Here is a 25,668-nt window from a genome sequence, read left to right as displayed (position 1 = left end):
GGAAAGCGACGGTGCGTATCGTCTGAGGTCCCGGGTCGGTCCTCCTCTCCGATCCCGCTCGGTGCGGGTAGGAGAGGAGCAACCCGTGACACACGCCGTGAACGATCTTGTAAGGCATGTAAGGCACTGGGGCGAGCGGCGCGAGGTCCGCGAACTCGTCCTGAACTCTGCGCTGAGGGCCCGTAGGTGGCCGGCGGCTTCGAGTTGTCCTTCGCGCTCGCCCCGCCGCGCGCCATCGGCCAGTACCGGGGGCTGTTCGGGATGGGCATGAGCGCGTTGGAGTTCCTCGGCCCGGCCGTCGTTACCCCGCTGTGCCCGGGTTGGAGCCGCCCGGCTGGATCGCCCTCGTCGGCCTCCTGGTGCCACCCGTGGCCCCGGCTCGCCGAACGGCGGGCCACCCTGGTCAGCGCCCGGGTGGCGGATCAGCGGCCGTGATAGTGCGGTAGATCGAGCGGCGGCACCGGGAAGCCGCCTGCGGTCGGCTCTTCGCCGAGCTCCTCGAACTCGGCGTCGACCCGTGCCTTCCTGGCTTCCCGTCGCCGCTGGCCGACGGTGTCGAACCTCATCCAGATGGCCAGTACGCCGACGACGATGACGCCCCCGAGCGCGATGGAGACGATCCCCGGGCTCTGCGTGATCGTCCGGACGGCGGCGACGAGGAGGATCCAGCCCAGGTTGACCGGGATGAGGACCTTCCAGCCCAAGGACATGAGCTGGTCGTAGCGCACGCGGGGCAGCGAGGCTCGGACCCAGATGACGAAGCAGAACGTCAGCGCGAACTTGATGAAGAACCAGAGCATCGGCCACCAGCCCTCGTTCGCGCCTGCCCACAGCGAGATCGGGAACGGCGCCCGCCAGCCACCCAGGAACAGGGTGACCGCGATGCCGGAGGCGGTGAACGTGTGCAGGTACTCGCCCATCATGATCAGAGCGAACTTCAGCGACGAGGAGTACTCCGTCTGGAACCCGCCGACCAGCTCACCCTCACCCTCGGGCAGGTCGAACGGAATCCGCGCCGCCTCACCGAACATGCAGACCACATACACCAGGAACGACGGCAGCAGCATGACGCCGTACCACAGCGACGTCTGCGCGTTCACGATCTCCGAGGTCGACAGCGTCCCGGCGAAGATGAAGACGGCCACGAACGACAGGCCCATCGCGATCTCGTACGAGACGACCTGCGCCGCCGACCGCAAACCACCGAGCAGCGCGTACGGCGAGCGCGACGACCACCCGGCCAGCACCACCCCGTACAGCGAGATGGCCCCCATCGCCAGCATGAACAACACCGCCACCGGCAGGTCGACCAGCTGCAACGGCGTCTGGTGCCCGAACATCCACACCTTCGGCCCGAACGGCACGATCGAGAACGCCACGAACGCCGGAACCACCATGATGACCGGAGCCAGCAGATACAGCACCCTGTCCACGGTGTTGGGGAGGAGATCCTCCTTCAACCCCATCTTGATCGCGTCCGCCACCGACTGCAGGATCCCGAGGGGCCCCGCCCGGTTGGGTCCGATGCGGTTCTGCATCCTGGAGATGAGCTTGCGCTCGAACCAGACCCCGAACACGACCCCCAGCGACAGGAAGAGGAACAGGAACACCGCCTTGACGATGGTGATCCCCAGCGGATCCCTGCCGAAGTCGGCGAGCGTGGCTCCCATGACGTGCTGCCCCTTCCCGTCCCGGCACGCCGTTCGGCCGGGAGCGGAAGGCACGCTATTCGGCGAGCCGCCCGGTGTCTTGAACGAATGCGAACAGCTGCGCGGGCGTCAGCCGCGACATCGCCCTGACCTCCCGGCTGAGATGCGGCTGGTCGGCGAAACCGCAGCTCAGGGCCGCGTCCAGGGTGGCTGACGGGCGGCGCCAGCTGTCCACGGTCCGCTGGAAGCGGGCGATCCGGGCGACGGTCTTGGGTGACAGGCCCACCACTCTGCGGAATCCGAGCTCGACGTACCGCCTGCTGACGCCGAGCTCGGCGGCGAGGCCCGCGATCGTGCGCGGACAGTCCGGGGCCTGCAGCCGCCACCAGGCGCGCATGATCAGGTGGTCGCGTCCCGGGCCGGGGCACAGCCACGCCGTCAGGCGCTCCCACAGCAGGGCGAAGCGCTCATCCCAGCTCGCTGACTCGCCCAGCCGCCCCGCCAGCTCCTCGGCCCGGGCTCCGAGGAGGTCAGCGAGCGGCACGGTCGCCCCGGCCACTTCCCGGACCGGCGCGCCCGTCAGCGCGGACATCCCGGCGGGGGTGAGCCCGACCGCCATCCCGTGACGCCACGGCGTGTGAACCGCGAACGTCGCGGTGGCGCGCGGGCCGGTGACGATCGGGCTCATGCCGGTGAAGTCGACGATCAAGGTGGCCGCGTTGAGCGGCAGCATCCGCGCGTCTGCCGCCGTCCGCGTCCGGAACCCCGCCGCCCCCAGCGCGTACGGGCGCAGGTGCGGCGGCGACCGCCGCACGATCATCTCGTACGGCTCAGCCTGCCTCAGCGCGGGCACCGAGTGGATCATGCCGCGGCCGGCAGGAGCATGGCGCGTGCCTGACGTGCGTCAGACACGTTCGGAATCCTTCATGTGCCTAGCATGCCTGACACTCCAACAGCCCCGAAGGTAGCTGGTGGGCCCACGGGGCATCGCGCGTGGACCTCCCGGGCGAGGGATGTCCTTGATCGAGCCTCGCCTACCGCTCGCTCCAGCTCGATCGGGGCCAGCGGGGCCCTTCCTCGATGGGTAAAAGTGGGTCCTGCTGGTCTCGGTGAAGCTGTGCTTGGCGTAGAACCGGCGCGCCCGGGTGGAGTCGCGGAGGGTCCACAGATGCACGTCGTCGTACCCGGCATCCCGCATCCCGTCCAGCACGGCCGTCAGCAGGGCCCTCGCGATGCCGCTGCCCCAGACGTCCGGGTCAGGAAGCGGAGGCCCCGAACACGGCGGGGCTCGTCGTCGAGCTGGAGGCGCGGTGCTGCCGCCGACGTGGCCATTTGGCCCGGCTGTAGAGGATTGGGGAGCCGGCGGGGATGGCGTGTCGCCGCAGGTTGGGCATGCCGGCCTACGTTCCAGAAGGTCCGGATGCGGGCATGGGACGAGATCGCCTGGACTCCGAGATGCACCTGTGGGCGAACGGCAGCTGGTTCGAGTCCGACGGCGGCGGCTCAACCCTGCCGCGGTGCCGACCCGACGATCCGCCTCACCCTGGTCGCGCATGGGCGGCTCGATTCGCTCTTCCCGCAGGTGCGCAAGCAGTTGCTCACGCATCCCGGGCCAGAGCCCCTGCTGTACGGTCACTTCCGCCAGGACGGGTGGCCGTCTCTTTTGATCGTTACGGGTGGGACTGAGGCCTCCGCCTGGTGCGCGGCGGAGGCATCTCACCTTGGTGCGGGCACTACTCCTTGCCGCCGCCCGCCCCGTTCTTGGACTGGTTGAGCATGCCGCCGAGCGCGCTGAGACTACGGGCGGCCTGGCCGGCGGGGACGGCCTTCGACACCGCTTCGAGGGCGATCTGAGCCATCTTCTGCATGTGTTCGGCGGCCGTCTTCATGGCCTCGCCGGTGCGCTGGGCGGCGGCCTGGTCGTTGCCGGCCGCCAGCTCGATGCCCTTGGTGAGGACCTTGCTGACCTCGGCCATGCCGCTCATGTCACGGAACAGGTTGGCGGCGGCCACGGTGTGCAGTGCCGCGTCTATGCCGGTCGGGTTGGGGAGTGCCTGGATCGTCTGGAATCTGGCCTCGGTCGGGGTGAGAGGGGCGACCTTGACGTCGATGTCGCGGCTCCGGGCACCGGTGGCGATCGGGGCGATGTCGGTGGGCAGGATGGGCGCAGCCGAGTCGATTTCGTGCTCGGCCGCGCCGACGTGCCTATGGGGTAGCGATCAGTCGGCCTGGTCGTCGTGCTCGGACCTCGTTCCCGTGTCGAACCTCGCTGTCACGGGCGCGGTGCTCCAGTCGCTCACCTCATCGCCCCTGTCGACGCGCAGCAGCCGTGCCTGCGTGGCTTCCATCAGTTGGTCGGCGCCAGGTAGGAACTCCGGGCCGTTGACGAAGTGCATGACGGCTCCGACGACGTCGTGGCTGTCGTCCTCGTCGAGGGCCTCGGCGTCGAGCGGCCTCCAGCCCGTTGCGGTGGCCGCCGCGAGTAGGCGAGCGGGGTCGTGGACGTGCACCTCCAGCAGGCTGATCGTGCGTACGACCGGCCCTGGGAAGGCGTCGAGGCGGGCGTCATGCGGCGTGCGGCTCTCAAGGTCGCCACCGAGGCCGGCCGAGTCGCCGCGGCCGCGCCGCAGGGACTCCCACGTGCCGGCCAGCTCAGGGGCGTCGGCCCAGGTCCCGTTCACGACATCGGCCAGCGTACGGCGGAAGGAGGCGGCGGGCGCGTCGGGCAGAGCCGCTGCGATCCGCTCCGACTCAGCGCGGGCGGCGGGGCCCAGGCCGTTCTCCAGCACCGAGGAGAGGAGGTAGGCGGCGTGCTGAGCGAGGGCGGGATCGGTGCAGGTCAGTATGGCATGCAGGGTCGCGGGCTGGCCGGAGCGCTCGACGAGGGCGTACACCCTGCTCTTGGCGCGGGTGTGCTCGCAGTGGAAGGCGCGAGGGACGGCAGAGGTCATGACGGGCTCTCCATCAACGTGAGGTACGTGGAAAACCGCTGGTGGGCGCGGTACGGCCACGCCCCCTGACGGAGAAGTCCTGCCCGCTGGTGCTGCTGGTACGGCCAGCTGCCCGGTTCGGTGTTTGCATCGTACCGCTGGGGTGTTGTTTCGGACCGGCGGGCGGCCGGAGAAGCACCCGCGGCGGGAGATCGTCAACGCCATCCTTTACGTGGTACCTGCCTACCGACCTGCCTCCCTGGCAGACCGTGTACTGGTACTTCCAGCAGTGGGAGCAGGCCGGCGTGACCGAGGCCCTTCTGTGCGAGCTGCGCATCAAGGCTCGCCGCCAGGACGGCCGTGACGGCGAGCCGTCCGCGGGAATCATCGACTCCCAGAGCGTCAAGGGCGCCGACACTGTCGGGCGTGACAGCCTGCTCGGCGGCATCCTTGCTTGCTGAGTGGCCCGGACTGGACGCGCTGAATCCTGGCTGGACTGGCCTTGGCAGGAGGGGCCAGCTTGATCATCGTTCCTTATCGGCCCAGCGGCCCGCCGCCTGGCCGGCGAGACCACCTCACTGACGGCCGCTGAACGCAGGCAGCTGACCCCCAACGAGCGCGTAGAGGCTGTCAACGCCGCCCATCACACCCTGATTCAGGCCGCCACCGGCCTGGTCGTCATCGGCGGCGTGGTGCTCACCGCCCAGGGCCTCTGGTACACCGCCAAATCCTTGAAAACCTCCCTATGTCCGAGACCACGACCTCTGCACCTCGCATGACAGCAGAAGCGAACTCCCCGAGCAGTGCACCGCCGCAAGCCTGGGGGCCTCGAGGTGATGCCGCTCGCCAGACCTGAGACCGACGTGCTCGCGGCCCTGACCATCGCTCCCGGCTTGGCTCCGCGCACCGTCGAGAGAGTTACCGTCTCCACCGCCATGTTCTGGAGTTCAGGGTGGAGCTTGAGAGTGTGCACGCTGCGCCTTGTCGTCACGGCGCTGCACAGGCGGCACAACCGCCGGCAGTTGCGTCGCGCGCCGGCGGCGCCCGGCCCCTGGGCGCAGGCGTCAAGGAGTCCTTGGTGGAGTGGTCCGCCAGGCCAGATCCGCCGGCTCCAGCCGCTCGGCCACGTCGCGGCGGAGCGGCAGCAGCTCCCCCATCACCGTGTGCACCACCTCGGCCTCCCCCGAAGGCGAGCCGTGCGGCCGAGTGCCCTTCACCGCGACCAGCGGGACTGCGCCTTCACCACGCCCGGCCGGGCACGGAAGGCTCCACACCCAGGAACGCGCACAGCTCGTGCCAATCGGGACGGGAGTGCGCGCCCTGGGTGCGTTAATCCATGCCGTTGGTTGTTCTCCTCGATGGCCGGCATGCCCGTCGTCCAAGGGGTCGGGGGGAGCCTCAGGCCGTGACGGCCGAGCCCGAGGCCACCGACTGGTAGGCGAGCTCGATGACGTGCACCGCGTACGCGCCGTCCTCGGGCGAGACGGCGGTCGGCTCGTCGTCCGCGATCGAACGGGCGAAGCTCTCCACCCCGGCCGCGATCGAGTTGTACTTCCAGGTGCCCGGCTCGTACGTCGTGCCGGGCAGCGGCGATCCGGCATGGTCACGCTTGCCGCGGAAGATCATGGCCGGCGGGTTCTGGTGCTGGTCGACGACGATGAGCCCTTCGGTCCCGTGCACTTCGAGGCGCTCGTTCCACGGCCCGCCGGAGGTGAAGGTGGATTCGACGGAGAAGAGCGCGCCCGACCGCATCCGGCCGGCCACGACCGACCAGTCCTCGACCTGGCTGACGTCGACGAGACGCTCCGACAGCGCGCGCAGCGATGCGACCTCGCCGAACATCCACTTCAGCAGGTAGAAGGAGTGGGCGCCGGCGTCGATGATGGTGCCGCCGCCCGAGCCGTCCTGGCGTCCCTTCCACAGGCTCGGGTTGCCGAGCCGCCCGAACTCGTTGCCGCTGATCAGAGTGCGGACGAGGGTCACGTCCCCCACCTCGCCGCTGGTGACGGCGTCGAGCGTCGCCTGATAGGCGGGGACGAACCGGGTGTTCTCGTTCACGGTGAACTTGAGGCCCTTGTCGGCTGCGAGGGCGACGAGCTCGCGCGCGTCCGCGGCGCCGACGGTCATGGGCTTCTCGATCAGTACGTGCTTGCCCGCCTCCAGGAACTCACGCGCGATCTTGTAGTGCAGGTGGTGGGGCAGGACGAGGTCGACGGCCTGGATCCGCTCGTCATCGAGGAGCCGTCGGTAGTCGGTGCCGGCCTCGGCGCCGAGCGACTGCGCCGTCCGGGTGGCGACGTCCTGGTCGAGGTCGCAGACGACCACGGCCTCCAGGCCGGCCGCCCGCTGGAAGGCGAGATGGTGGGCGAGCTGGTAGATCTCGCCGAGGCCGACGACGCCGAAGCGTACGGGTGTGGTCACTGCATCGGGTCGATCGCCGTGTCCGGGCCGACCTCCCGCCTGCCGGAGAGCCGTCTCATCGAGCTCGGCGCCACCCTGGTCCACGAACGTACGCACGCGTTGTGAACCGGAACTGAACCGCACAGCCGCCCGGCACGGCGCGACAGCGGCGGAACGCTCGTGCCCGCACCCGTCCGGCACTGCCGTCAGGGGGCGGCGGAGTTCAGGAGAAGTGGCGCTTCTCGTACTCGTCGATGACCTTGCCGAGCTTCGCCGGCCGCTCGGCGAACCCCACGTTCTCCGCGCCCGCCGCCCTTGCCGGGCAGGGCACTCACGATCCCCGCGTCCGCGCCGGAGTTGTTCACCCAGCCGTTCTTGTGGGCGTACGTCACCTCGGCCGTCTGGTTGCGCGGCCGCACTTCGCGCCCGTACGAGATGCCCTGGCCGGGAATTGTCACGGTGCCGTCAGCGCCGATCCACCGCGAGGCGTGATGGGGTGGCCGGCGCCGCACCAGTTGGTGGTGGAGCGGGCGACGTTCATGCCTTGCTCGGCCAGCCTGCTCCTGAAGAACGGAGGGAGGCGTCGCTAATGACGTCGGCGCTGATACTGGTGCCGTCCGGGGTCTGCCCTAGGGTGCCGGTCCCGCCGTTGACCAGCATCAACAGCTTGGCCGTGCCGAGTGAGCTCATGGTGACCGGATTGCCCGCCGGGCGCCGTTTGTGGCCTTGGCAGCCTGCGCCTTCTTGTGAGCGAGCGAATCGGATGACCCCTCGACGCGGGTTGCCCACAGGTCAGCGTGCTTGCGGCGTAGGTCGAACACCGCGCCGGCGTAGGTGCGTAGACCGTTACGCGCTCCTACCGGAGCCGCAATGGGCCGGGCTCGCCGCGCCTGAGCAGCCGCCGGTCAAGCGACACCGCCCGGGGAGTCAAACACGACACCGACCGTGTCGGCTGCCTCCGGCCCGGGCTCGCCGACAGCCCGACCGCATGGGTCGCCCGGCATATCGGGGAGTACGTGGAGTCGGGCGGCGAACTCCGCCGTACAGGCGAAGGCATGTACGGGCCGGGGAGATACATAGTGGTGGGGTCCGGTGGAAGTCTGGCCGCGCATCCGGCTTGGTATCTCAATCTGCTCGCTGATCCGCAGGTCGGCCCGGAGAGCTTCCCGCTCGGGCGTCGGAGGCCATCGGGGCCGATCGAGGGCGCCTGTGGCGGATGATGACGCGATTGTGGCCGCAGTACAACGGCTGCCGGAGCAAGCTCGACCGCCGGATTCCAGTGATCGTCTCCGGAGAGGGTCAGCGCGCCCGACAGAACCTGGCCCATTCGGCCTGGCCCTGGCCCGACGACGACGCCATGCCCGCGCCAGCTCGTCCTGCCGCCCTTCCCCCTACACGGATCAAGAGGCCGGTCAAGACGCGTTCTTCTTGACCGGGAGCCGGACCGGGCGATGGATCAGTCCGTCGTTGGTCCAGCGGAGCGTCGACAGGTCCTCCTGGGCGCGGAGGGAGGGCAGCCGCGTCACCAGGGCGCGGAAGGCTTCCTGCAGTTCCATCCTGGCCAGATTCGCCCCCAGGCAGTAGTGGGGGCCGTGGCCGAACGTCAGGTGCGGATTGGGCGGCGCCGTTCCGGCGAACCTCCGGATGTCGAACCGCAGCGGGTCGTCGAACGCCGACGGGTCGTGGTTGGCGCCCGTGGGGTTGGGTAGCACGACGGTGCCTTCGGGGATCACGCCGCCGGGCAGCTCGATGTCCTCGGTGACCAGCCTGAGCAGGCCGTTCCCTCCGGGACCTTCGCAGCGCAGAATCTCCTCCACCGCCGGTTCCAGGAGTTCGGGGCGGGCCGCCAGCTGCGCGTACTGGTCAGGGTGACACAGAAGGCGGAACGCGCCTCGGATGATGATCGATGCGGTGGTCTCGTGCCCTGCCATGATCAGGGTGAACACCATGTGGGTCAGCTCCGGCTCGCTGAGCCTGTCCCCCTCGTCGCGCGCCTCGATGAGCAGGTCGATGAGGTCATCGCCCGGCTTGGCGCGGTGCTCGGCGATCAGCTCGCCGGCGTACGCCATGAACGCGGCGAATCCCTCTCCCCTGGCCTCGGCGCTCGCCTCGGACGTGGACAGGAACATCTCCGTCCAGCCGCGGAACTGGTCGAACCGGTCCATCGGGACGCCGAGCATCTCGCAGATCACGCGCGCGGGCAGCGGCAGGGCGAAATCGGTGACCAGGTCGAACTCCTGGCCGGCCGCGTCGATCAGCTCGCTGGCGATCGCGGCCGCGCGTGGCCGCCAGCGTTCGATGTGTCGGGGGGTGAAGGTGCCCTGCATGATGCGGCGGTATCGCGTGTGCTCCGGCGGGTCCTGGTTGATCAGTGCCGAGGGGTCGTCCTCGAGGGAGGTGCCGCTGACCATCCTGGGAAGCCCGGGTTCGCGCAGGTTGCGGCTGCTGGCCGGCGAGGCGAGAACGGTACGGACGTCCTCATAGCCGACGATCATCGGCACCTGGTCCCCGCTCGGCATCGTGACGGGCTCCGCCGGAGCCTCGGCGAGCCTGCGGGCCAGTTCAGGGGAGGCGGTGCCGAGCGGACCGGGCGGAAGGTCGGGCCATGGCCATGGGGTGCTGGACAGTTCCGTCATGAGCGCCTCCCGGCGATGCCGTCCGACGAGCCCCATGAACGTACGAAACAACCCGTGTGCGGTCAATGACTCATCGGCCACATCCCTTTGGGACATCCCGCCGTGTCTCCGGCGACTGCAGCCGACGCTTGATCCACTTGGCCGGGGATCAGTAAGGTTGGGCGTTTTCCTCCACATCCCCCATGCCGGAGTGCCTCATGCGCCGCCATCGTTTCGGCCGATTCGCAGCCGGCTTCGCGGCCCTCTACGTGGCCGCCGTGAGCGTCCTCGCCGTCGTCGGACTGGTCACCGGCGACCTCGTCCCCCTGTGGAGGGTCGTCGCGGACCCGAACGGGTACATGGCGGACGAGATCCGGGCGTGGCCGTGGCTGGCCGCCCTGCTGGTGCCGATCGCCGCGGTGCAGGCGTGGGCGTACCGGGAGGTGTTGCGCGGACGGCTGCGCGGGGAACCGGCGCGGTACGGCCGGGAGGTACGGCTGCTGCGGGTCGCTCTCTACGCCATGTCCGTATACGTCCTGTCCTGGGACCTGCCGATCCCCTACCTGTGGTGGATGTCCCTGGTCGCCAATGTGGTCGAGCTCGTGGCGATATGGCTGTTCTTCCGCGTGCTGCGGGGGAACCCCCGCCGATGGCCACGGGTGCTCATGCTCGTGACCGGCACGCTCAGCGTGGTGTACGACGGTGTCATCACCATCGCGTACCAGAGCGGCAACTACCTCTTCGCCGGGCAGAACTGGACCTGGGCGCTGGACGCCCTGTGGTCGGTATGTCTGGTGGCCCTGCTGGTGGCGCAGGCGCGGGATCCGCGCTGGAACGGCGCGACGGTACGGGCCGGCGTGATCGCGGTCTTCTTCTCTCTCCTTTCGTCCGGCTCGATCTCGATCGTGGCGTTCGGCGGCGCGGAATCGGTGGCGTGGGAGCTGCTGATGCCCTCGCTCCTGAGCGCGGTTTCGGTCTTCTCGCTGGTCTGGTGGGCGCGTTCCGCGCACGACCTGGGCACGCTCCAGCCTCCCTCTCCCCGGACGGAGCCCGTGCGGGTACGCGCCAGGTGGTGGCCGCTGCCGGCCGTGGCGATCGTTCTCCCGCTGGTCCCCGCAGCCGTCAACCTCGCGCAGGGGATCCCGTTCTGGCTCGGGCCGAAGAACGTGCTGGGCGACGTGGTACGCGAGTTCACCGGGTCGGAGGCCACCGCGTACTGGTTCGCGCTCGACCTCCTCGTCGGCGTCGGCGCGCCGGCGGTGCTGATCCTGGCAGCCGTGCGGCGGCGGACGCGCACGTTACTGCGCGGCACGACGCTGAGCCTGTTCATGCTGGGCGGGGTCGGCGCCGTGAGCGCGTTCACCTCGGAGCACTCCACCTTCTTCGGGGAGCTGTGGCTCTACCCGGAAAGCCTCTACGTCGAGCCGGGTGCCACCGTCCCCTACGAGAGCGCCCAGCTCCTCTCCCCCGGCATCTCCCCGCTCTGGTACGCCCTCGCGCTCACCGCCTCCGGCCTCATCCTGCTCCTCCTGTACGCCGCCCCGCCCGCCCATCGCATCCGTCACCATGTCCTCCTGGCGGGGCTCGCCTCGGCGGTGGCCCTGTGCCTGCTGCCCGCAGCGGACCAGTCCCGCGGCCCCGCCACGGACTGCGACCTGTCCGCGCCGTGGGAGGTCGACACGGGCCAGGCGGCGCCGCGCGAGCTGACGGCCGAGCAGAAGTTCGTGTGCTCCCTGCGCAACCACGACGGCGCGCGGGGCCTGCACGTGTTCCCCGCCACCACGCCCGACCAGGTCGTGCTCGCCTACGGGCGCCGGCTGTGCGGCGTCCACACCCGCAACGACCCACGGGAGCTGGCCCGGCTGAAGATCGGCCGCGCCTCCCTCACCGATCCTCTGGCCGGCATCTGCCCCAGCGCCACCGCCATCGTCGAGGCCGCGAAGGCCAAGCAGGACCAGGAGATCGCGGCGATGCAGGCCGACGCCCAAGCCATGTGCGACGCCACGCCGCGCCACCGCCCGCGCATCAAGCCGGCCAGGGCGATCCGGATGAAGGAGCCGCAGTGGACCGACTACGGGGTGCTGCAGACGTACGAGGGAGAAGGAGAGGAGGAAGCGGCGTCGGACACGGACCCCGGCAACGGGCTGGTCTCCTCCTCTCGCGGCATCCTGGCCGTCATGACCCACCCCGACTTCGATCTCTGCGTCACCCTGGAGACCTACACCCGCCGGCCGCCTGTCGAGACAAAGGGCTGGGACAAGGTGGTCGAGGTCGGCTACTACAGCCCGGGCGGCGAGATCGTGCTCTACGACAGCCTCAGCGGTACCGAGTTGCCCAACCTCGCCCTCGACGGGCGCAAGGGTCACTACCGCATCCGCGTGCACCACGCCTGGTTCCCCTGGAAGGGCGAGGCGGAGAGCGGGCAACGGCTGCTGATCATGGCGTATCCGGGCAAGGGCGACAAGGAGGTCGTTCACCGGAAGCGGAGGTGATTGGTCCTCATGTGGGCTCTCGACCCGATCACGTCATGACCAGTGGGTGAGCCGGCACACCCACCAAGATCTTCAGGATGTTCCTAGGACTGCCCGGGCGGCCAGGCGGAGACTCTTGAGCATGGGGTTCGGGTCGCCCCTGCGGCCGGCCAGGACGACCTGGCTGGGCGGAGCGCCCTCGATCGGGACGGTGACGAGGTCGGGACGTAGTGAGCTGCGCCGATCGCCGACCGGCAGGACGGCGATCGCCCGGCCACTGGCGACGAGTTCCCATCCGGCCCATGACCATGCGGGAGATCGCCACGCTGCTCAGCGAGCACCTCGACCGGCCCGTAGGGGTGGAGCAGACCTCCGCCGAGGCCGACATCGCGGACCTCATGGCGGCGGGCACCGGCCGTAGCTTCGCGACGCTGCTGAACCAGACCTGGGCGATGGCCACCGCGCTGGGCGAGGCACCGTGGGAAGAACCGCCGCCCGCGACTCAGGCGGCATACCGCATCGAGGACTTCATCCGCGATGAGCTGGTGCCGGCCGTTCGCTCGTCGCGGCCGATCTCTGACTATTCAACCGCGACCCGCCCGCGGCGCGCCGCCTGACATCCGTGCTCCGGTCGAAACCGGCGATGAGTTTCGGCCGGTCGCCGGATCAGTAAAGGCGGGACGCGCCGCCCGCGGCGTGATCGATCGGTGGAGAAATACGGAGGAGTGTTCATGGCAGAGCGCAGAGCAGCCGTCGACGTCGCGACGGTGTTCATCAAGGCATTCGGAACCGGTGACATGGCCACGGTCACGGAGTGCCTGGCCGAGGACGTGGTGTTCCAGAGCCCCCGGGTCCGCCTCGAGGGCGCCGAAGCGGTGACGGCCGCGATCGGGGGGTTCGCTCAGGTCGTCACGGGAGTGGACATCATCGCGGCGCTGGGTGACGCCGAGCAGGCGGTGGTGGTCTACGACATGAGAACCGGACCGTTCGGTACGTTGCGCACCGTCGATCACCTGGTCGTCCGGGACGGCAAGATCATCTCTGATGTGGTGGTGTTCGACACGTACGCGATGCGCAAGGCGGAGGAAACGCAGGCGGCAGCCGCCGGGTGACCTCCTTCCGGGGTGTTCCGTGCCGCGAGCTCGGGGGCGCGGAACACCAGCCCCAACGATCCGCCGCTGCGGAGGCGGACGGGAGTCGATGTGACACAGCCAGTGAGGCCCGGCGAGGAGTTCGCTCGCCTGGCCGACCCGTACCGCGACGAACTGCTCAAAATGTGCTACCGCATGGTGGGTTCCGTGCACGACGCGGAGGACATCGTGCAGGAGACCTACCTGCGCGCCTGGCGCTCCTACGGGACGTTCGCCGGCCGGTCCTCGCTGCGGACGTGGCTGTACCGGATCGCGACCAACGCCTGCCTCCGCGCCGCGGAGCAGGCCGGCCGCCGCCCCCTGCCGTCCGGCCTCGGCGGGCCCGCCGGCGACCCTGCGGCACCGGCCGAACCGCGCTGGGACATCCCGTGGCTGCAGCCTTTCCCCGCCCGCGTTCCCGACGAGGCGCGAGACCCGGCCGAGGTGGTAGCTGATCGAGGAACGCTGCGCCTGGCGCTGATAGCCGCCCTCCAGGTGCTCCCGCCCAGACAGCGTGCGGTGCTGATCCTGCGCGATGTGCTGATGTGGCGCGCCGCCGAGGTCGCCGAGCTGCTCGACACCACCGTCGCGTCCGTGAACAGCCTGCTGCAGCGGGCCAGGACACAACTCGGCAACCTCCCCGGGCCTGATCTGCAGCTCGCCGAACCCACCGAAGAGCGTCAGCGCGAGCTGCTGCGGCGCTACGTCACCGCGTTCGAAGGGGCCGACATCGACGCGCTGACGCGGACATTGGCGCAGGAGGCGGCCTTCGAGATGCCGCCGATCCCCACCTGGTTCGCGGGCCGGGAAGCCGTCGCCCGCTTCCTGACGCCCCGTCTGCCGGCCGCCGGGCAGGCGCGGTTCGTCCGCGTCGACGCGAACGGGCAACCCGGCGTCGCGATCTACCTCGCGACCCGGGACGGTTACTGGCGCGCCCACGCCCTCCACGTGCTCGCCGTTTCCCCGGCCGGGATAGAGCGCATTGTCGCGTTCATGGACAGCAGTGTCTTCTCCCTGTTCGGCCTGCCGCAGGTCGATCCGGCGATCGGCCAGGCGGTACGCCGATGACGGCTGGGTGGGGTTGCTGGAGGCGGCCGTCCGGTACGCCTGTCACGGAGCGCGCGCCGTCGGCCCTGCCGGCCTCGCCCGTGGAACCTGGGCATGCTGCTCGCGCACATGTGCGCATCGGCCGCAGCCCTTCACCTTTCCCGGTGCCGGGAAGAGTGTCTGAGCAATTAGACGGTCAGCGGCACGGGGTGGATCTCGTCGGCCGGGTGCCCCGCACGCTGGTGGATCCTCTGCACGGCGTCGGCGTCCGGCGCCTCGGACAGGCAGTAGACGAGCCCGGAGTCGGGATCGGCCCACGCCGTCTCGAAAGTGACCCGCTCTTCTTCCTGGATGGCCAGGTCAGCGTCGTGGGCCTGCTTGAGCTGGTCCGCGGTGATGCCGGTCATGCCATGGTGGACGTCCATGAATTTCATGGTTTCCTCCCATTCCATGTCCATCCCAGCGTAGATCCGACCCGGGCCACCGGTTTCCCCGTATTGGTTCAAAGCCTGTCCACGGCGAGAAGCAGCCGGCGGGTTCTCACAGTCCGGTGGTGTCGGCGTTGCCGTGGTGACCGCAGGGCCGCGTGCTACTGAACTTTTCGCGAATCCGTCGCATCCAACCCGGTATGAACAAGCTGCAGAAGATCGCCGTGCTGTCCGTACTGCCCGTCGCCGCGGCTGTGGTGGCCCTCCCGGCCCAGGCCGCCGAGCGCCCCAACTGCCCCGTCCCGACCAAGGCGGAGGTGAAGCGGTCGTACGACTCCAAGATCGACAAGCCGCCGAGGGGCGCCACAGCTATCAAGGGAGTCCGCGTCAACCACATCCCGAAGGGGTTCAAGAACGGATCGGTGGTCGTCAACAAGCACGACGGCATCACCGAGTATGGCTACCAGTGGACTGACGACCGCAGCGAGGTGGATCGCCGGAGCCGGTCGCTGTGGGTCAGGGTGGTGTGCTGGCCGAAGGCGAGCAAGCTGGCGCAGCTCAAGAACGGGCCGTTCGACATCGGGACGTTCTCCGGAAAGACCAAGACCGTGAAGATCGGTGACCGTCAGGTGCTCACCCAGCAGGGCGACGGCGCGCTGGGCCACGGCCAGTACGCGGGATGGGTCGAGCGCAAGGGTGTCGTCGTCACCGTGATGGCCAGCCAGCCTCTCGTACCCGAGCTTGCGCAGATCATCAAGGGCATCCAGCTCTGAGCCGGCCGACCTAGCCGTCCAGCCGGGGATCCGGGGGCCCCTCGCCGACCTGCCATACCTGGGCCGAACCGGGTAACGGCGACCGGATCGTCACGTCCCGGTGCTGGGGCGGGGACAGCCAGAGATGGCAGCTCCAGAACGCCAAGCGCCCGCTGGCGCAAAGTCGGCGTCTCGGGAGGATCCGCGTCCGGGCGGGTAGCGCTGGGACCGGCCGGAGCGATACCCAGGTGGCGATCGCCGTACCGGCTCGCGGAGGGGTGGCATGGGAAGCGGTTCGAACGAGACCTCGGGTGCCGGCCAGGGCGTGCTGGCGGTGGACGGCGGGCCGGGCCAGGTGCGGGAGCTGCACGCGTGGCTGTCCGAGGATCCCCTGGTCCGCCGGTGGGTGCGCCTGGTCGAGCGCGAGCCTCCTCCCGGGGCGCTGGGCCCGGTGGCCGAGGCGGTGCAGGTGGTGACCGGCTCAGCCGGCGTGGTGGCGGCCGTGGCCGGCGTCCTGATCGCCTGGCTGCGCTACCGCACCAGCGACGTGACGGTCAAGGTGCGCAGGACGGACGGCGACACCGAGGTCGAGGTCAGCGCCCAGCGCGTCAGGACGCTGAACGCCGAGCAGACCCGGGCGCTGGCCGCGCAGGTCGAGGCCGCGCTCAAGGACGGGCTGCCACCCGCGGAGGGCCCGCGTGACTGACCGGCCGGGGCTGCTGTCCGGCCCTGGGGTGCGGGCGCTGCTGGTGGGGTCGAGCCGGCATGTTCCCGGAGCGCTGACGGGCGACGTGCCCGCGGCGGCCACGAGCGCGCGGGATCTCGCCGACGCCCTGGTCAAGGCCACCGGGCTGGCCCGCGAGCACGTGACCTGCCTGCTGGATCCGCCCGATCCCTCCCACCTGGCGGCGGAGATCGACGCCCTGGCCGGGCGGGCGGGCGAGGTGCTGCTGTTCTGGTACGCCGGTCATGGGCTGATCGGGCCGGACAACCGGCTGTACCTGGCCACGCGGGCGAGCGTGGACCTGGGACGGGGGCCGCCGCGCAACCAGGCGCTGCCGTACGCCGAGGCGCGCGAGCTGCTGACCAGGAGCCGGGCCGGGCTCAGCATCGTGATCCTGGACTGCTGCTGGGCTGGCCGCGCCGCGGGCTGGCCGGACAGCTACCTGCTGACCGCGACCAGCATGGACGAGGCCGCCTGGTCGCTGCCCGGCGAGCGGCACACGGCGTTCACCGGGGCGCTGATCCGCCTGCTGTCGGAGGGGGATCCCGCCGGGCCGCCGCTGCTGTCCCTGGACGACGTGCACGCCGCGCTCAACCGGGATCTGCGGGCGCGCGGCCTGCCTCTGCCGCGCAGGCAGGCCGCCGACGCCGCCGGGCGCCGTCCCTTCGCGGTCAACGTCGCCTACCGGCTCCCCTCGGGACGCCCGCTGCCCGCCCCGGCGGCGCAGGACGGCAGCCGCAGCCCGTTCCTGGGACTGCACTCCTACGGGGAGGAGGACGCGGCGCTGTTCTTCGGCCGCGCGGAGCTCACGCGCACGCTGGAGGAGCGCGTGCGCCGCTGCGGCGGGGAGCCGCTGCTGGTCGCCGGCCCTTCGGGGGCGGGGAAGTCGTCGGTGCTGCGGGCCGGGCTGATCCCGGCTCTGGGCGTGCGCCGCTGCCTGCTGCTCACGCCGGGCGCGGCCCCGCCGGCGCGCCTGCGCGAGGCGATCGAGGCCGTCGCCGACGTCCCGGAACGGGCGGAACCGGCGGAACAAGCGGGATGGGCGGAGCTGGTGGAGGCCCTGCCCGGCGACGCGGTGATCGTGGTGGACCAGTTCGAGGAGCTGTTCACCGAATGCACCGACCAGGCGCAGCGGGCGGCGTTCATCGCGGCGCTGGCCGCGGCGGCGCGCCGTGCCGCGGTCGTGATCGGCGTGCGCGCCGACTTCTTCGGTCACTGCACCTCCTTCCCCGAGCTCACCCACGCGCTGGAGCACCCGGTCGTGGTCGGCCCGCTCAGCCGCGAGCAACTGCGCGAGGTGATCGAGCAGCCCGCCCGGCTGGCGGGCCTGGCCCTCGAAGAAGGGCTGGTGGAGCTGCTGCTGGAGGACCTGGGAGCCGGGCTGGGCGGCCCGCCGCTGCCGTTGCTCTCGCACGCGCTGCTGGCCACCTGGCAACGCCGCGAGAACGGCGTGCTCACCCTGGGCGGGTACCGGGCCACCGGCGGCATCGGCCAGGCTCTGGCCCGTACCGCCGATCAGATCCTGGACGGGCTGGGCGAGGACGGGCAGCGGCTCGCCCGCCGGATGCTGGTGCGGCTGGTGCACCTGGGCGAGAACACCGGCGACACCCGCAGGACCGCGCCGCTGTCCGACGTGCTGCCGGCCCGTGAGGAGCACGACCTGGCCCGTACGGTGCTCGACGCCTTCACCCGCGCCCGCCTCGTCACGGTCGACAGCGACCGGGCGGAGATCGTCCACGAGGCGCTGATCCGGGCCTGGCCCCGGCTGCGCGCCTGGCTCCAGGCCGACCGCGCCGACCTGCTGGCGCTGCAGCAGCTCGCGCAGGACGCCGCCCGCTGGGACGCCCACCACCGCCAGGCCGGCTACCTCTACAGCGGCGCCCGCCTGGCCGCCATCGCTCCCGCGCGGCGGCGCTGGGAGGCCGACCCCGCCCAGCACGCCGCGCTCGGGGAGGTCGCCCGCGACTTCCTGCGAGCCGGCGACCAGGCCGTGCGGCGGCTGGCGCGGCGGCGGCGGGCGACGTTCGTCACGCTGGTGGCTCTCGTGATCACATCGCTGGCGGGCGCCGGGACCGCCGTCCTCGCGGCCCGCGACGCCGACGCGCAGCAGCGGCTGACCGAGACCCAGAGCCGTCAGGCCCTGTCACGTCAGCTCGCCACGCAGAGCGAACGCGTCCTGACCCGCGACCCCCTCCAGGCGCAGGCGCTCGCCGCCACCGCCTGGCACTTCGCGCCCACCGACGATGCCCGCCGCGCCCTGCTCAGCGCGTCGAGCACACCCGGCAAGGGCTCGCTCATCGGGCACGCCGAGGCCGTCGAAGGAGTGGCGTTCAGCCAGGACGGCCGGACCGTGGCCAGTTCCGGTCAGGACGGCACCGTCCGGCTGTGGGACGTGACCACCCGGCGCCAGCTCGGCGCGCCGCTCACCAGCGGGAAGACGGAGATCGACGCGGTGGCGTTCAGCCCGGACGGCCGCATTCTCGCCGCCGCCGCCGCCGACGCCACCGTACGCCTGTGGGACGTGGCCACGCGCCGCCCGCTCGGCGGGCCGCTGAAGAGCCGGGAAGACCTCAGTACACTGGTGTTCAGCCCGGACGGGCGCACCCTGGCCGGCTCCGGTCACACCGGGAAGGGCGCCCAGCTGTGGGACGTGGCCACGCGCCGCCAGATCCGCCTCCTCGCAGGACAGGGCTACGGGATCGGGTCGGTGGCGTTCAGTCCCGACGGCCGCAGGCTCGCCACCACCAGCGAGAAGGTCGTGACGTTGTGGGACGCGGCGACCGGCGGCAAGATCGGCGCCGTCGGCTTCGAGGACGAGATCAAATCGGTGGCGTTCAGCGTGGACGGCCGCACGCTGGCCGGGGCGGGCAACGGCACGGAGGTGGCGTTGTGGGACGTCGCCACCCTCCGGAGCAAGGGCTCCATCAGCAGCGGGCACGACCCTCACCATGTGGCCTTCTCCCCCGACGGCCGGGTCCTGGCCACCACCGGGGGTGACGGGACCAAGCTGTGGGACGTGGCCACCCGGCGCCAGCTCGGCGCCACGCTCGGCGGCCACACGGACGAGGTCGTCTCGATGGCCTTCAGCCGCGACGGCCGGACGGCGGCCACCGCGGGTCTCGACAAGACGGTCCGGCTGTGGAACGTGTCCATCTTCCGCCAGTTCGGGACTCCGCTCACCACCGGGACGGACGATCTCATGTCAGCGGGGTTCAGCGCCGACGGCCACACCCTGGTCACGACGGACGAGAACGACAAGGCGCGCCTGTGGGAGGTGGCCGCCGGCCGCCCGATCGGCGCCCCGTTCACCGGCCACCTGGCGGCGCCGGCCCCGGACGGCCGCACGCTGGCCGTGGTCACCGGGGACGGCACGGTGCAACTGTGGGACGTGGAGGGACGCAGGCGTCTCGGCAAGCCCTTCACCGCCGATCGCTCGTACGTCGATGACCTGCTCTTCAGCCGCGACGGCCGGGCGCTGCTCACGCTCGGCCGGGAGGGGACGAGGCTGTGGGAGGTGGCGACGCGCCGCCCGATCGGCGTCCCGATGCGGCTGGAAGGGGCGTCGTACCCGATGGCGGCGTTGAGCCCCGACGGTCGGGTCCTGGCCGCCACGACCCAGTTCGACGGCAACGTCGTGGACCTGTGGGACGCGGGCGCCCAGCGCCGCATCGCGGCCCTCACCGGTCATACGGGGACGATCACGGCGCTGGCGTTCAGCCCCGACGGCCGCATCCTGGCCAGCGCCGGCAGTGACGTGGACAGGACGATCAGGTTGTGGGAGGTGGCGACCCGCCGCCAGATCGGCACGCCGATGACCGGGCACGACGGGGGCGTCACCTCGTTGACCTTCAGCCCCGACGGGCGGTTCCTGGCCAGCGGCGGCAACGACAGGAGGATCCGCCTGTGGGACGTGGCCACCCAGCAGCCGATCGGCGCCGCGATCACCGGCCATGAGGCGTATGTCGCGGCGATGGCGTTCAGCGCCGACGGGCGCACGCTGGTCAGCGCCGGAGGTGGCGTCGAGGCGGCCATGCGGCGCTGGGACGTCGGACTTCCCGCCGACCGTGACCTGTTCGCCTCGGCCTGCGTCGCGGCCGGCAGGTCGATGACGGCGCAGGAGTGGCAGGAGTTCAACCTGCCGGCACCGCATCGCCGGGCGTGCTCCGCTGTGCTCGGCCGGTGAAGCAGCCGTGCGCCGCGCTCGGCCGGCGGTGCGGCCGCGGTCATCGACGCCAGGCGGACGTCCGCGCTGCGGTCTCGGCCTCTCCGGCAGCGCGGCCGGCGCTCCAGACCATCGTCCGCTGGTGGACCCGCCGGCCGTCGTGCCGGAGGCCGGGCACCAGGGGCGCCGGGCCGTGCTCGGCGAAGCCCATGCGTTCGAAGAACCGCACCGCCCGGGTGTTCTCGACCAGGGTCTGCAGGTGGCAGCCGGGAGATCCGGCCGTCCTGAGCCGGTCGAACCACCGGCTCATCAGCCCGTCGGCGGCGCCGGTCCCCCGGGCCTCGGGTGCCACGTTGATGTGCAGGTGCGCGGGCCACCGGGTGTCGGCGAACTCGCCGACGCGGGGCTGCCTGCGGACCGCGGCCCACGCCAGGTCGGCCAGGCTGCGCGCGAAGAAGGCCGTCGGCCTGGCCCGGAACATCAGCTTGTAGGTCCGCATGGCCTTCTCCATGCGCTCCCCCTCCCCGGGGAACCTCGCGCTGTCGAGGCAGCCCGTCAGGTAGCCCACCAGGGCGCCCCCGGAGACCGCGACGAAGAGCGAGTCCGGCTCCAACTCCATGTAGGGGTCCAGGTAGACGGCCGCCTCCGAGTCCACGTGCCCCCACAGCGACGCCGTGGGAGCGCCCTCCCCCACGCGCCCGAACAGCTCGCGCAGCTCAGCACGGTCGCCCGGTGCGAACATACGGATCTCCATCACGCCTCCATCATCATGTACGGCCTACTCTGTACGTCATACGCAATTATTAGCCTATATGACATACACAGATCCCGATCGCACGAGAGGATGTTCGATGGCAGAGCTGCCACCCGTCGTGGCGCGCATGTGGGACCGCGAACCCACCACGCGCAGAGGCCCCCGGCCACGCCTGGACCTGGCCACGATCACGACGGCCGCCATCGAGATCGCCGACGCCGAAGGGCTGGCCGCCGTCTCCATGAGCAACGTCGCCGCCCAGGTGGGCGTCGCCCCGATGGCGCTCTACCGGTACGTCGGCAGCAAGGACGAACTGCTGACCGTCATGGCCGACAGCGCCGTGCCCCCACCACCCGAACGCGGGAACCTGCCCTGGCGCCCCTACCTGGCCACGTGGACCCGGCTCACCCGCGACGTCCTGCTGTCGCGGCCCTGGCTGCTGGAGCTGCGCCCGAGCACCCCGCCCATGGGCCCGCGGCGGCTGCTCTGGCTTGACCGGGCCCTGGACGCGCTGTCCGATACCGGGCTGGACGACGGCCAGCGATTCCACGCCGCCACGGTGCTGACCGGCTACGCCCTCACCGACGCCACCCTCACCCACTCGCTCGGCGCCGGGGGCACCGAACTCGCCGCCAGGGCCAAGGGCGCCACCGAGTACGGCGAGATACTCACCGAGGTCCTGGACCCCGCGACGTACCCGGCGCTGTCGGCCATGATGCGCGCCGGCCTGCTCAGGGACTCCACCGGCTGGACCGAGGACGCCGACTTCCAGTTCGGCCTCAACCTCCTGCTGGACGGCATAGAAGCGCTGATCTCCCGCCCAGCCCGGTAACCGGCCCCGCCGGCTCCGAACGCGACCAGGCAGGCGGGGCCGGTCCGCTGTCGGCCATCCCCCAGCGGACCGTCCAGGGCGCGGTGCGGGACCTGGCCGACCGGTGCGGAGATACGGCTCGCACAGGGTGGGACAAGTCCAACGCGATAAGCTTCCGGCTCCGACATGGCGGGCGAACGTGGAGGTGATCACGGTGCATCCGGTCTTGTGACAGCCCCATCCCGGGGCGTCGCGGAGCCGAAAGGTGACCGTATGAGCAAGACCGACAAGACCCGGCCCTGGTGGGTGGGCATGGCTGAAGCGCCGATGGCGAACTGCCGTCCCGTGCACGATCATCGGTTCGGGCCGTGCACGCTGCCGGAGGAGATCACCGCCGACAGCGCGTTCATGAACCGCCGCGGAAGAAGCGGCTGCTACTGGGGCGCCACTGACCACTACCTGTTCGAATGCGGCATTCTCGGCGGCGGCCGGGAGTGGAGTCACATCCGCCGCGAGGACCGGCGCCGGAGCCGCCACCAGGCACGCCATGAGCTGCGCACCTGCAACGACAGGGGCTGAAGGACTCCACGTTACTGGCCGCGCACTGCTGCAACATCGGCTGTGCCCCGGTCACCGGAGCCGCGACCGGCTCTCCTGGTTTGACTGCGGAGGGGCGGCTGTGCGAGCCTCTTGTGTCATCTCTCCGAAAGGGCTGGTCGTGACGCTAGGCATGGTTCTCGGCGATCTCTCCTCTCGCGCTTCGACGCGGGAGCGGTAGCCCTACCTGCCCTGACACGCGCGCCCGTGCTGCAGCAGCACGGGCCGTCCGCCCTGCTCCTCGTCGAAGTGCTCTTCGTGCCCCTGCACGTTCGATTCACGAGGAGTACGTGGTGTCCACCATTCACTGGACCGAGACAGGCATCCTCCGTTCCGCGCACTGGCATTCCGAGAGTGCGACACCGCCTCCCAGCCGGGTCGTCGGCGCGGACGACCGTGTGAAAGCCGACACTGCTCACCGTCTGGCCTGCGAAGGAACCGCCTTGCTGTGGCAGGGCGACTTCCACAACGCACGTCAACTCCTGCAGGCGATGGGCCGCCGCATCGACCGGAAACCTTCCCGGCAGGGCGGCAGCCCGGCAGAGTCCTTCCACCTGCACCGCAGAGCCCGCGCCCACCGGGCCCGCGTGCTCGGCAGGCTCCTCGTTCTGCTGGAAGACGACTACAGCCTGAACCTGCGCAGAGCCCCCGACGTGCGCCAGGCATGCACCGAGGCGTACGGGCCGCCGTCCGGGCCGATGGCCGTCTCGCTCACAGAACTACTGGGCGTGATCGGAGCGCACCAGTGGCGTACGAAGGGCGTGGAAGTACCGGCCCTCGACGCCCGCATTCACCCACACTACGGCGTGTTCTCCCCGGTCAGGGGCGAATACGTCGACCTCGTCGCACATGCGCCGCTCCCCGCGGGGCGCCGCACCGCGTTCGACCTCGGAACGGGAACGGGAGTGCTCGCCATCGTCCTGGCCCGACGGGGAATCGACCACGTCGTGGCCAGCGACATCAGCCCCCGCGCCCTGGCCTGCGCCCGCGAGAACATCCGCCGGCTGCGCCTCACCGGACGTGTCGACATCGTGGGCCCCGGCCTCTTTCCGGACGGAAACGCGCACCTCGTGGTCTGCAACCCGCCCTGGATCCCAGCCCGGCCCACCTCCGCTGTCGAGCAAGGCGTCTACGACCCGGGCAGCAGCATGCTCCGCGCCTTCCTGTACGGGCTGACCGCACACCTCGAACCGGGAGGTGAAGGATGGCTCATCCTGTCGGACCTGGCCGAGCACCTCGGGCTCAGGACGCGGAGTGAACTGCTGGCCGACATCAAGGCAGCCGGCCTGCACGTGCTGGACAAAATCGACACCAGGCCGCAGCATCCACGAGCGCGGGACACCGCTGACTTCCTCCATGCCGCCCGCGCTGCGGAAGTCACCTCGCTCTGGCGTCTCACCGGCGCCGCCACCCGGCCGCTGGGTCCTTGGTCGCGCTGATTCGCAACAACCGATCGCCAAGCCGCAACGTCCGCACCTCACGGCAACCCCCGGCCCAGCGCGAGACTGGCCCGCATGAGCGCAAAAAGATCGCGTTTTGCCACGTCAATGGCGAGCCCGCCGATCCGGCGGCTACTCGCTCTGGTCACCGGCGGCTGCCTTGCCCTGACCGCGTGCGTCACACAGGCCGCGGCGCAGCCATCCACGGCGCCCAAGCCACGCCCGTCGATCATGAAGCTGGACTCGGGCCGGATACGGGGAGTGGACGACGGTGCCGTCAGGACGTACTCGGGGATCCGCTTCGCGCAGCCGCCGCTGGGCAGGCTGCGGTGGAAGGAGCCGGTGCGGGTTGCCCCGTGGCGGGGGGTGGCCGACGCCACCAAGCCCGGCCGGCCATGCCCGCAGGCGGACAGGGGTAAGCAGCTCGGCGAGGAGGACTGCCTGTTCCTCGACGTGACCGCACCGGCCAAGGCGTCTCGAAAGCCGCTGCCGGTGATGGTGTGGCTGCACGGCGGCGGCTTCGTCGAAGGCTCCGGCAGCATGTACGACGCCCGGCGGATGGCCGGCCAGGGCGAGGTGATCGTGGTGACGCCGAACTACCGGCTCGGCGCGTTCGGCTACCTCGCGCTGCCGGGGCTGCCGGGCTCGGGCACCTTCGGGCTGGCCGACCAGCTCGAAGCCCTGCGATGGGTGCAGCGCAACGCTGCGGCCTTCGGCGGCGACCCCGGCAACGTGACGCTGATCGGCCAGTCCGCCGGCGGGATGAGCACCTGCGCGCTGCTGACCTCCCCGGCCACGCGCGGCCTGGTCGACAAGGCCGTCATGCAGTCGGGGACGTGCACACTCAACTGGCCGTCCGGCACCTACGTCCCCGTTCCGGACATGCCGCCGTTCACGCCATACGCTTCGCTGAAGACCAGCCGGGACATCGGTCTGGCCGCGGCCAAGCAGCTCGGCTGCGCGGCGGGCAAGGAGCTGGAGTGCCTGCGCTCCAAGCCGGTCTCCGAGCTGATGAAGATCAACGAACGGTTCGGCAGCGCCCTCGCCCACGGCACGCCGCTGCTGCCGCTGGACCCGGCGCAGGCGCTGCGCACGGGCAGGTTCCTGCGCGTGCCGGTGATCTCCGGCGCCACCAGGAGCGAGAGCAACGGCTTCGTCGCCGGCGCTGCACAGGCCGGCATCCCGGTGACCGCCGAGAACTACCCCGCTCTGATGAAGAGCGCGTTCGGCGATCAGGCCGGCACGGTGATGCGGGAATACCCGCTGACGGCCTTCTCCTCGCCCGGCCTGGCCTGGGCGACGGTGAGCAGCGACCGCGCATGGGCCTGCCCGACCCTGGAAGGCAACCAGGCGCTGGCCGCCCGCACCACGGTGTACGCCTATGAGTTCGCCGACGCCCAGGCCCCGAACATCGCCGGCATTCCCTCCGGCTTCCCGCTGGGCGCTCAGCACGCCAGTGACCTGCCCTACCTGTTCGACCTGGACGGCGAGTCCTGGGACGGGCTCACCTCCGAGCAGTGGCGGCTGGCGCAGCAGATGATCGGCTACTGGACGTCCTTCGCCCACAGCGGCAAGCCCCAGGCCGCCGGCGCACCCGCCTGGCACGCCTTCACCCCGTCCGGCCAGACCGTGCTCAGCCTGAAACCCGCGAGCCAGGGCGGCATCGGCCCGGTCGACCTCGGCGACGAGCACCGGTGCGCCTTCTGGCGCGGACTTACCGACTGATCACCGCCGTGGGGGCCCGGGCCCGGCCCCCCCG

25 protein-coding genes are annotated in these 25,668 nt (G+C 70.9%); 15 read left to right on the top strand and 10 right to left on the bottom strand.

Annotation, left to right across the window (positions count from 1 at the left end):
- Positions 1-186: 186 nt before the first annotated feature.
- Entirely contained in the window at positions 187-435 is a 249-nt protein-coding gene (locus ACBI99_RS18940) for a hypothetical protein (protein ID WP_375072904.1), read from the top strand.
- Here the strand turns inward: ACBI99_RS18940 and nuoH are convergent.
- The 5 genes from nuoH to ACBI99_RS18915 form a co-directional block, all read right to left on the bottom strand.
- Positions 423-1,670: an NADH-quinone oxidoreductase subunit NuoH gene (nuoH, locus tag ACBI99_RS18935; RefSeq protein WP_375072903.1), complete on the bottom strand. Its 1,248-nt coding sequence runs from the start codon at positions 1,668-1,670 to the stop codon at positions 423-425. The genes ACBI99_RS18940 and nuoH overlap by 13 nt on opposite strands.
- A gap of 55 nt (positions 1,671-1,725) precedes the next feature.
- Positions 1,726-2,502 carry a helix-turn-helix domain-containing protein gene (locus ACBI99_RS18930; RefSeq protein WP_375072902.1) on the bottom strand — a complete coding sequence of 259 codons (777 nt, stop codon included), beginning with the start codon at positions 2,500-2,502 and terminating at the stop codon, positions 1,726-1,728.
- A 51-nt stretch (positions 2,503-2,553) separates the two neighbouring features.
- Positions 2,554-3,204 (bottom strand): GNAT family N-acetyltransferase, encoded by a 651-nt coding sequence (locus ACBI99_RS18925; protein ID WP_375072935.1) that lies wholly within the window; start codon positions 3,202-3,204, stop codon positions 2,554-2,556.
- A gap of 178 nt (positions 3,205-3,382) precedes the next feature.
- Positions 3,383-3,661, bottom strand: coding sequence for a hypothetical protein (locus tag ACBI99_RS18920; RefSeq protein ID WP_375072901.1), 279 nt, complete (start codon positions 3,659-3,661; stop codon positions 3,383-3,385).
- A 207-nt stretch (positions 3,662-3,868) separates the two neighbouring features.
- On the bottom strand, positions 3,869-4,600 hold the full coding sequence (locus ACBI99_RS18915; protein ID WP_219508584.1) for a hypothetical protein: 732 nt from the start codon (positions 4,598-4,600) through the stop codon (positions 3,869-3,871).
- 284 nt (positions 4,601-4,884) lie between these two features.
- On the opposite strand from ACBI99_RS18915, the gene ACBI99_RS18910 reads away from it, so the two are divergent.
- Positions 4,885-5,040 (top strand): hypothetical protein, encoded by a 156-nt coding sequence (locus ACBI99_RS18910; protein ID WP_375072900.1) that lies wholly within the window; start codon positions 4,885-4,887, stop codon positions 5,038-5,040.
- Positions 5,041-5,643: 603 nt separating this feature from the next.
- On the opposite strand, the gene ACBI99_RS18905 is transcribed toward ACBI99_RS18910, so the two are convergent.
- Complete coding sequence (locus ACBI99_RS18905; RefSeq protein WP_375072899.1) at positions 5,644-5,796, bottom strand: hypothetical protein; 153 nt, start codon at positions 5,794-5,796, stop codon at positions 5,644-5,646.
- A 181-nt stretch (positions 5,797-5,977) separates the two neighbouring features.
- The gene (locus tag ACBI99_RS18900) at positions 5,978-7,000 is read right to left on the bottom strand and encodes a Gfo/Idh/MocA family protein (RefSeq protein WP_375072898.1); all 1,023 of its coding nucleotides are present in this window, start codon (positions 6,998-7,000) and stop codon (positions 5,978-5,980) included.
- A 1,034-nt stretch (positions 7,001-8,034) separates the two neighbouring features.
- Here ACBI99_RS18900 and ACBI99_RS18895 point away from each other — a divergent pair.
- Positions 8,035-8,199, top strand: coding sequence for a nitroreductase/quinone reductase family protein (locus ACBI99_RS18895; RefSeq protein WP_372455386.1), 165 nt, complete (start codon positions 8,035-8,037; stop codon positions 8,197-8,199).
- A complete protein-coding gene (locus ACBI99_RS18890; protein ID WP_375072897.1) occupies positions 8,196-8,411 on the top strand; it encodes a hypothetical protein in 216 nt (71 codons plus the stop codon). The genes ACBI99_RS18895 and ACBI99_RS18890 overlap by 4 nt, the downstream gene beginning before the upstream one ends.
- Here the strand turns inward: ACBI99_RS18890 and ACBI99_RS18885 are convergent.
- Positions 8,392-9,615 carry a cytochrome P450 gene (locus ACBI99_RS18885; protein WP_375072896.1) on the bottom strand — a complete coding sequence of 408 codons (1,224 nt, stop codon included), beginning with the start codon at positions 9,613-9,615 and terminating at the stop codon, positions 8,392-8,394. The two genes, ACBI99_RS18890 and ACBI99_RS18885, sit on opposite strands and share 20 nt — an antisense overlap.
- Before the next feature lie 197 nt (positions 9,616-9,812).
- Here ACBI99_RS18885 and ACBI99_RS18880 point away from each other — a divergent pair, with 197 nt between their 5' ends.
- From ACBI99_RS18880 to ACBI99_RS18865, 4 genes are all read left to right on the top strand, one after another.
- On the top strand, positions 9,813-12,086 hold the full coding sequence (locus tag ACBI99_RS18880) for a hypothetical protein (RefSeq protein WP_375072895.1): 2,274 nt from the start codon (positions 9,813-9,815) through the stop codon (positions 12,084-12,086).
- A gap of 281 nt (positions 12,087-12,367) precedes the next feature.
- Entirely contained in the window at positions 12,368-12,682 is a 315-nt protein-coding gene (locus ACBI99_RS18875; RefSeq protein WP_375072894.1) for a hypothetical protein, read from the top strand.
- A 114-nt stretch (positions 12,683-12,796) separates the two neighbouring features.
- Complete coding sequence (locus ACBI99_RS18870) at positions 12,797-13,177, top strand: nuclear transport factor 2 family protein (RefSeq protein ID WP_375072893.1); 381 nt, start codon at positions 12,797-12,799, stop codon at positions 13,175-13,177.
- A gap of 90 nt (positions 13,178-13,267) precedes the next feature.
- Positions 13,268-14,263 (top strand): sigma-70 family RNA polymerase sigma factor, encoded by a 996-nt coding sequence (locus ACBI99_RS18865; protein ID WP_375072892.1) that lies wholly within the window; start codon positions 13,268-13,270, stop codon positions 14,261-14,263.
- A 167-nt stretch (positions 14,264-14,430) separates the two neighbouring features.
- On the opposite strand, the gene ACBI99_RS18860 is transcribed toward ACBI99_RS18865, so the two are convergent.
- A complete protein-coding gene (locus ACBI99_RS18860; RefSeq protein WP_246645752.1) occupies positions 14,431-14,667 on the bottom strand; it encodes an SCO4226 family nickel-binding protein in 237 nt (78 codons plus the stop codon).
- A 203-nt stretch (positions 14,668-14,870) separates the two neighbouring features.
- Between ACBI99_RS18860 and ACBI99_RS18855 the strand changes: the two genes are divergently transcribed.
- The 3 genes from ACBI99_RS18855 to ACBI99_RS18845 all read left to right on the top strand — a co-directional run bounded on the left by ACBI99_RS18855 (position 14,871) and on the right by ACBI99_RS18845 (position 20,329).
- Positions 14,871-15,443, top strand: coding sequence for a hypothetical protein (locus ACBI99_RS18855; RefSeq protein ID WP_219508598.1), 573 nt, complete (start codon positions 14,871-14,873; stop codon positions 15,441-15,443).
- A 262-nt stretch (positions 15,444-15,705) separates the two neighbouring features.
- Positions 15,706-16,128 carry a hypothetical protein gene (locus ACBI99_RS18850; RefSeq protein ID WP_219508599.1) on the top strand — a complete coding sequence of 141 codons (423 nt, stop codon included), beginning with the start codon at positions 15,706-15,708 and terminating at the stop codon, positions 16,126-16,128.
- Positions 16,121-20,329: a caspase family protein gene (locus tag ACBI99_RS18845; protein ID WP_375072891.1), complete on the top strand. Its 4,209-nt coding sequence runs from the start codon at positions 16,121-16,123 to the stop codon at positions 20,327-20,329. The genes ACBI99_RS18850 and ACBI99_RS18845 overlap by 8 nt, the downstream gene beginning before the upstream one ends.
- Before the next feature lie 40 nt (positions 20,330-20,369).
- On the opposite strand, the gene ACBI99_RS18840 is transcribed toward ACBI99_RS18845, so the two are convergent.
- The gene (locus ACBI99_RS18840; RefSeq protein ID WP_375072890.1) at positions 20,370-21,062 is read right to left on the bottom strand and encodes a GNAT family N-acetyltransferase; all 693 of its coding nucleotides are present in this window, start codon (positions 21,060-21,062) and stop codon (positions 20,370-20,372) included.
- Positions 21,063-21,159: 97 nt separating this feature from the next.
- Here ACBI99_RS18840 and ACBI99_RS18835 point away from each other — a divergent pair, with 97 nt between their 5' ends.
- From ACBI99_RS18835 to ACBI99_RS18820, 4 genes are all read left to right on the top strand, one after another.
- Positions 21,160-21,894, top strand: a complete 735-nt coding sequence (locus tag ACBI99_RS18835; protein WP_219508602.1) for a TetR/AcrR family transcriptional regulator — start codon at positions 21,160-21,162, stop codon at positions 21,892-21,894.
- A gap of 252 nt (positions 21,895-22,146) precedes the next feature.
- The gene (locus tag ACBI99_RS18830; protein ID WP_375072889.1) at positions 22,147-22,452 is read left to right on the top strand and encodes a hypothetical protein; all 306 of its coding nucleotides are present in this window, start codon (positions 22,147-22,149) and stop codon (positions 22,450-22,452) included.
- A 311-nt stretch (positions 22,453-22,763) separates the two neighbouring features.
- Positions 22,764-23,909, top strand: a complete 1,146-nt coding sequence (locus ACBI99_RS18825) for a methyltransferase (RefSeq protein WP_375072888.1) — start codon at positions 22,764-22,766, stop codon at positions 23,907-23,909.
- Between the two features lie 75 nt (positions 23,910-23,984).
- The gene (locus ACBI99_RS18820) at positions 23,985-25,634 is read left to right on the top strand and encodes a carboxylesterase/lipase family protein (RefSeq protein ID WP_375072887.1); all 1,650 of its coding nucleotides are present in this window, start codon (positions 23,985-23,987) and stop codon (positions 25,632-25,634) included.
- The last annotated feature ends 34 nt before the right edge of the window (positions 25,635-25,668 follow it).

This window comes from Nonomuraea sp. ATR24 (assembly GCF_041950485.1).
GTDB lineage: Bacteria > Actinomycetota > Actinomycetes > Streptosporangiales > Streptosporangiaceae > Nonomuraea > Nonomuraea ceibae.
Note: the sequence above shows the minus strand (reverse complement) of the source record. Positions and strands in the feature narration are given on the sequence as shown.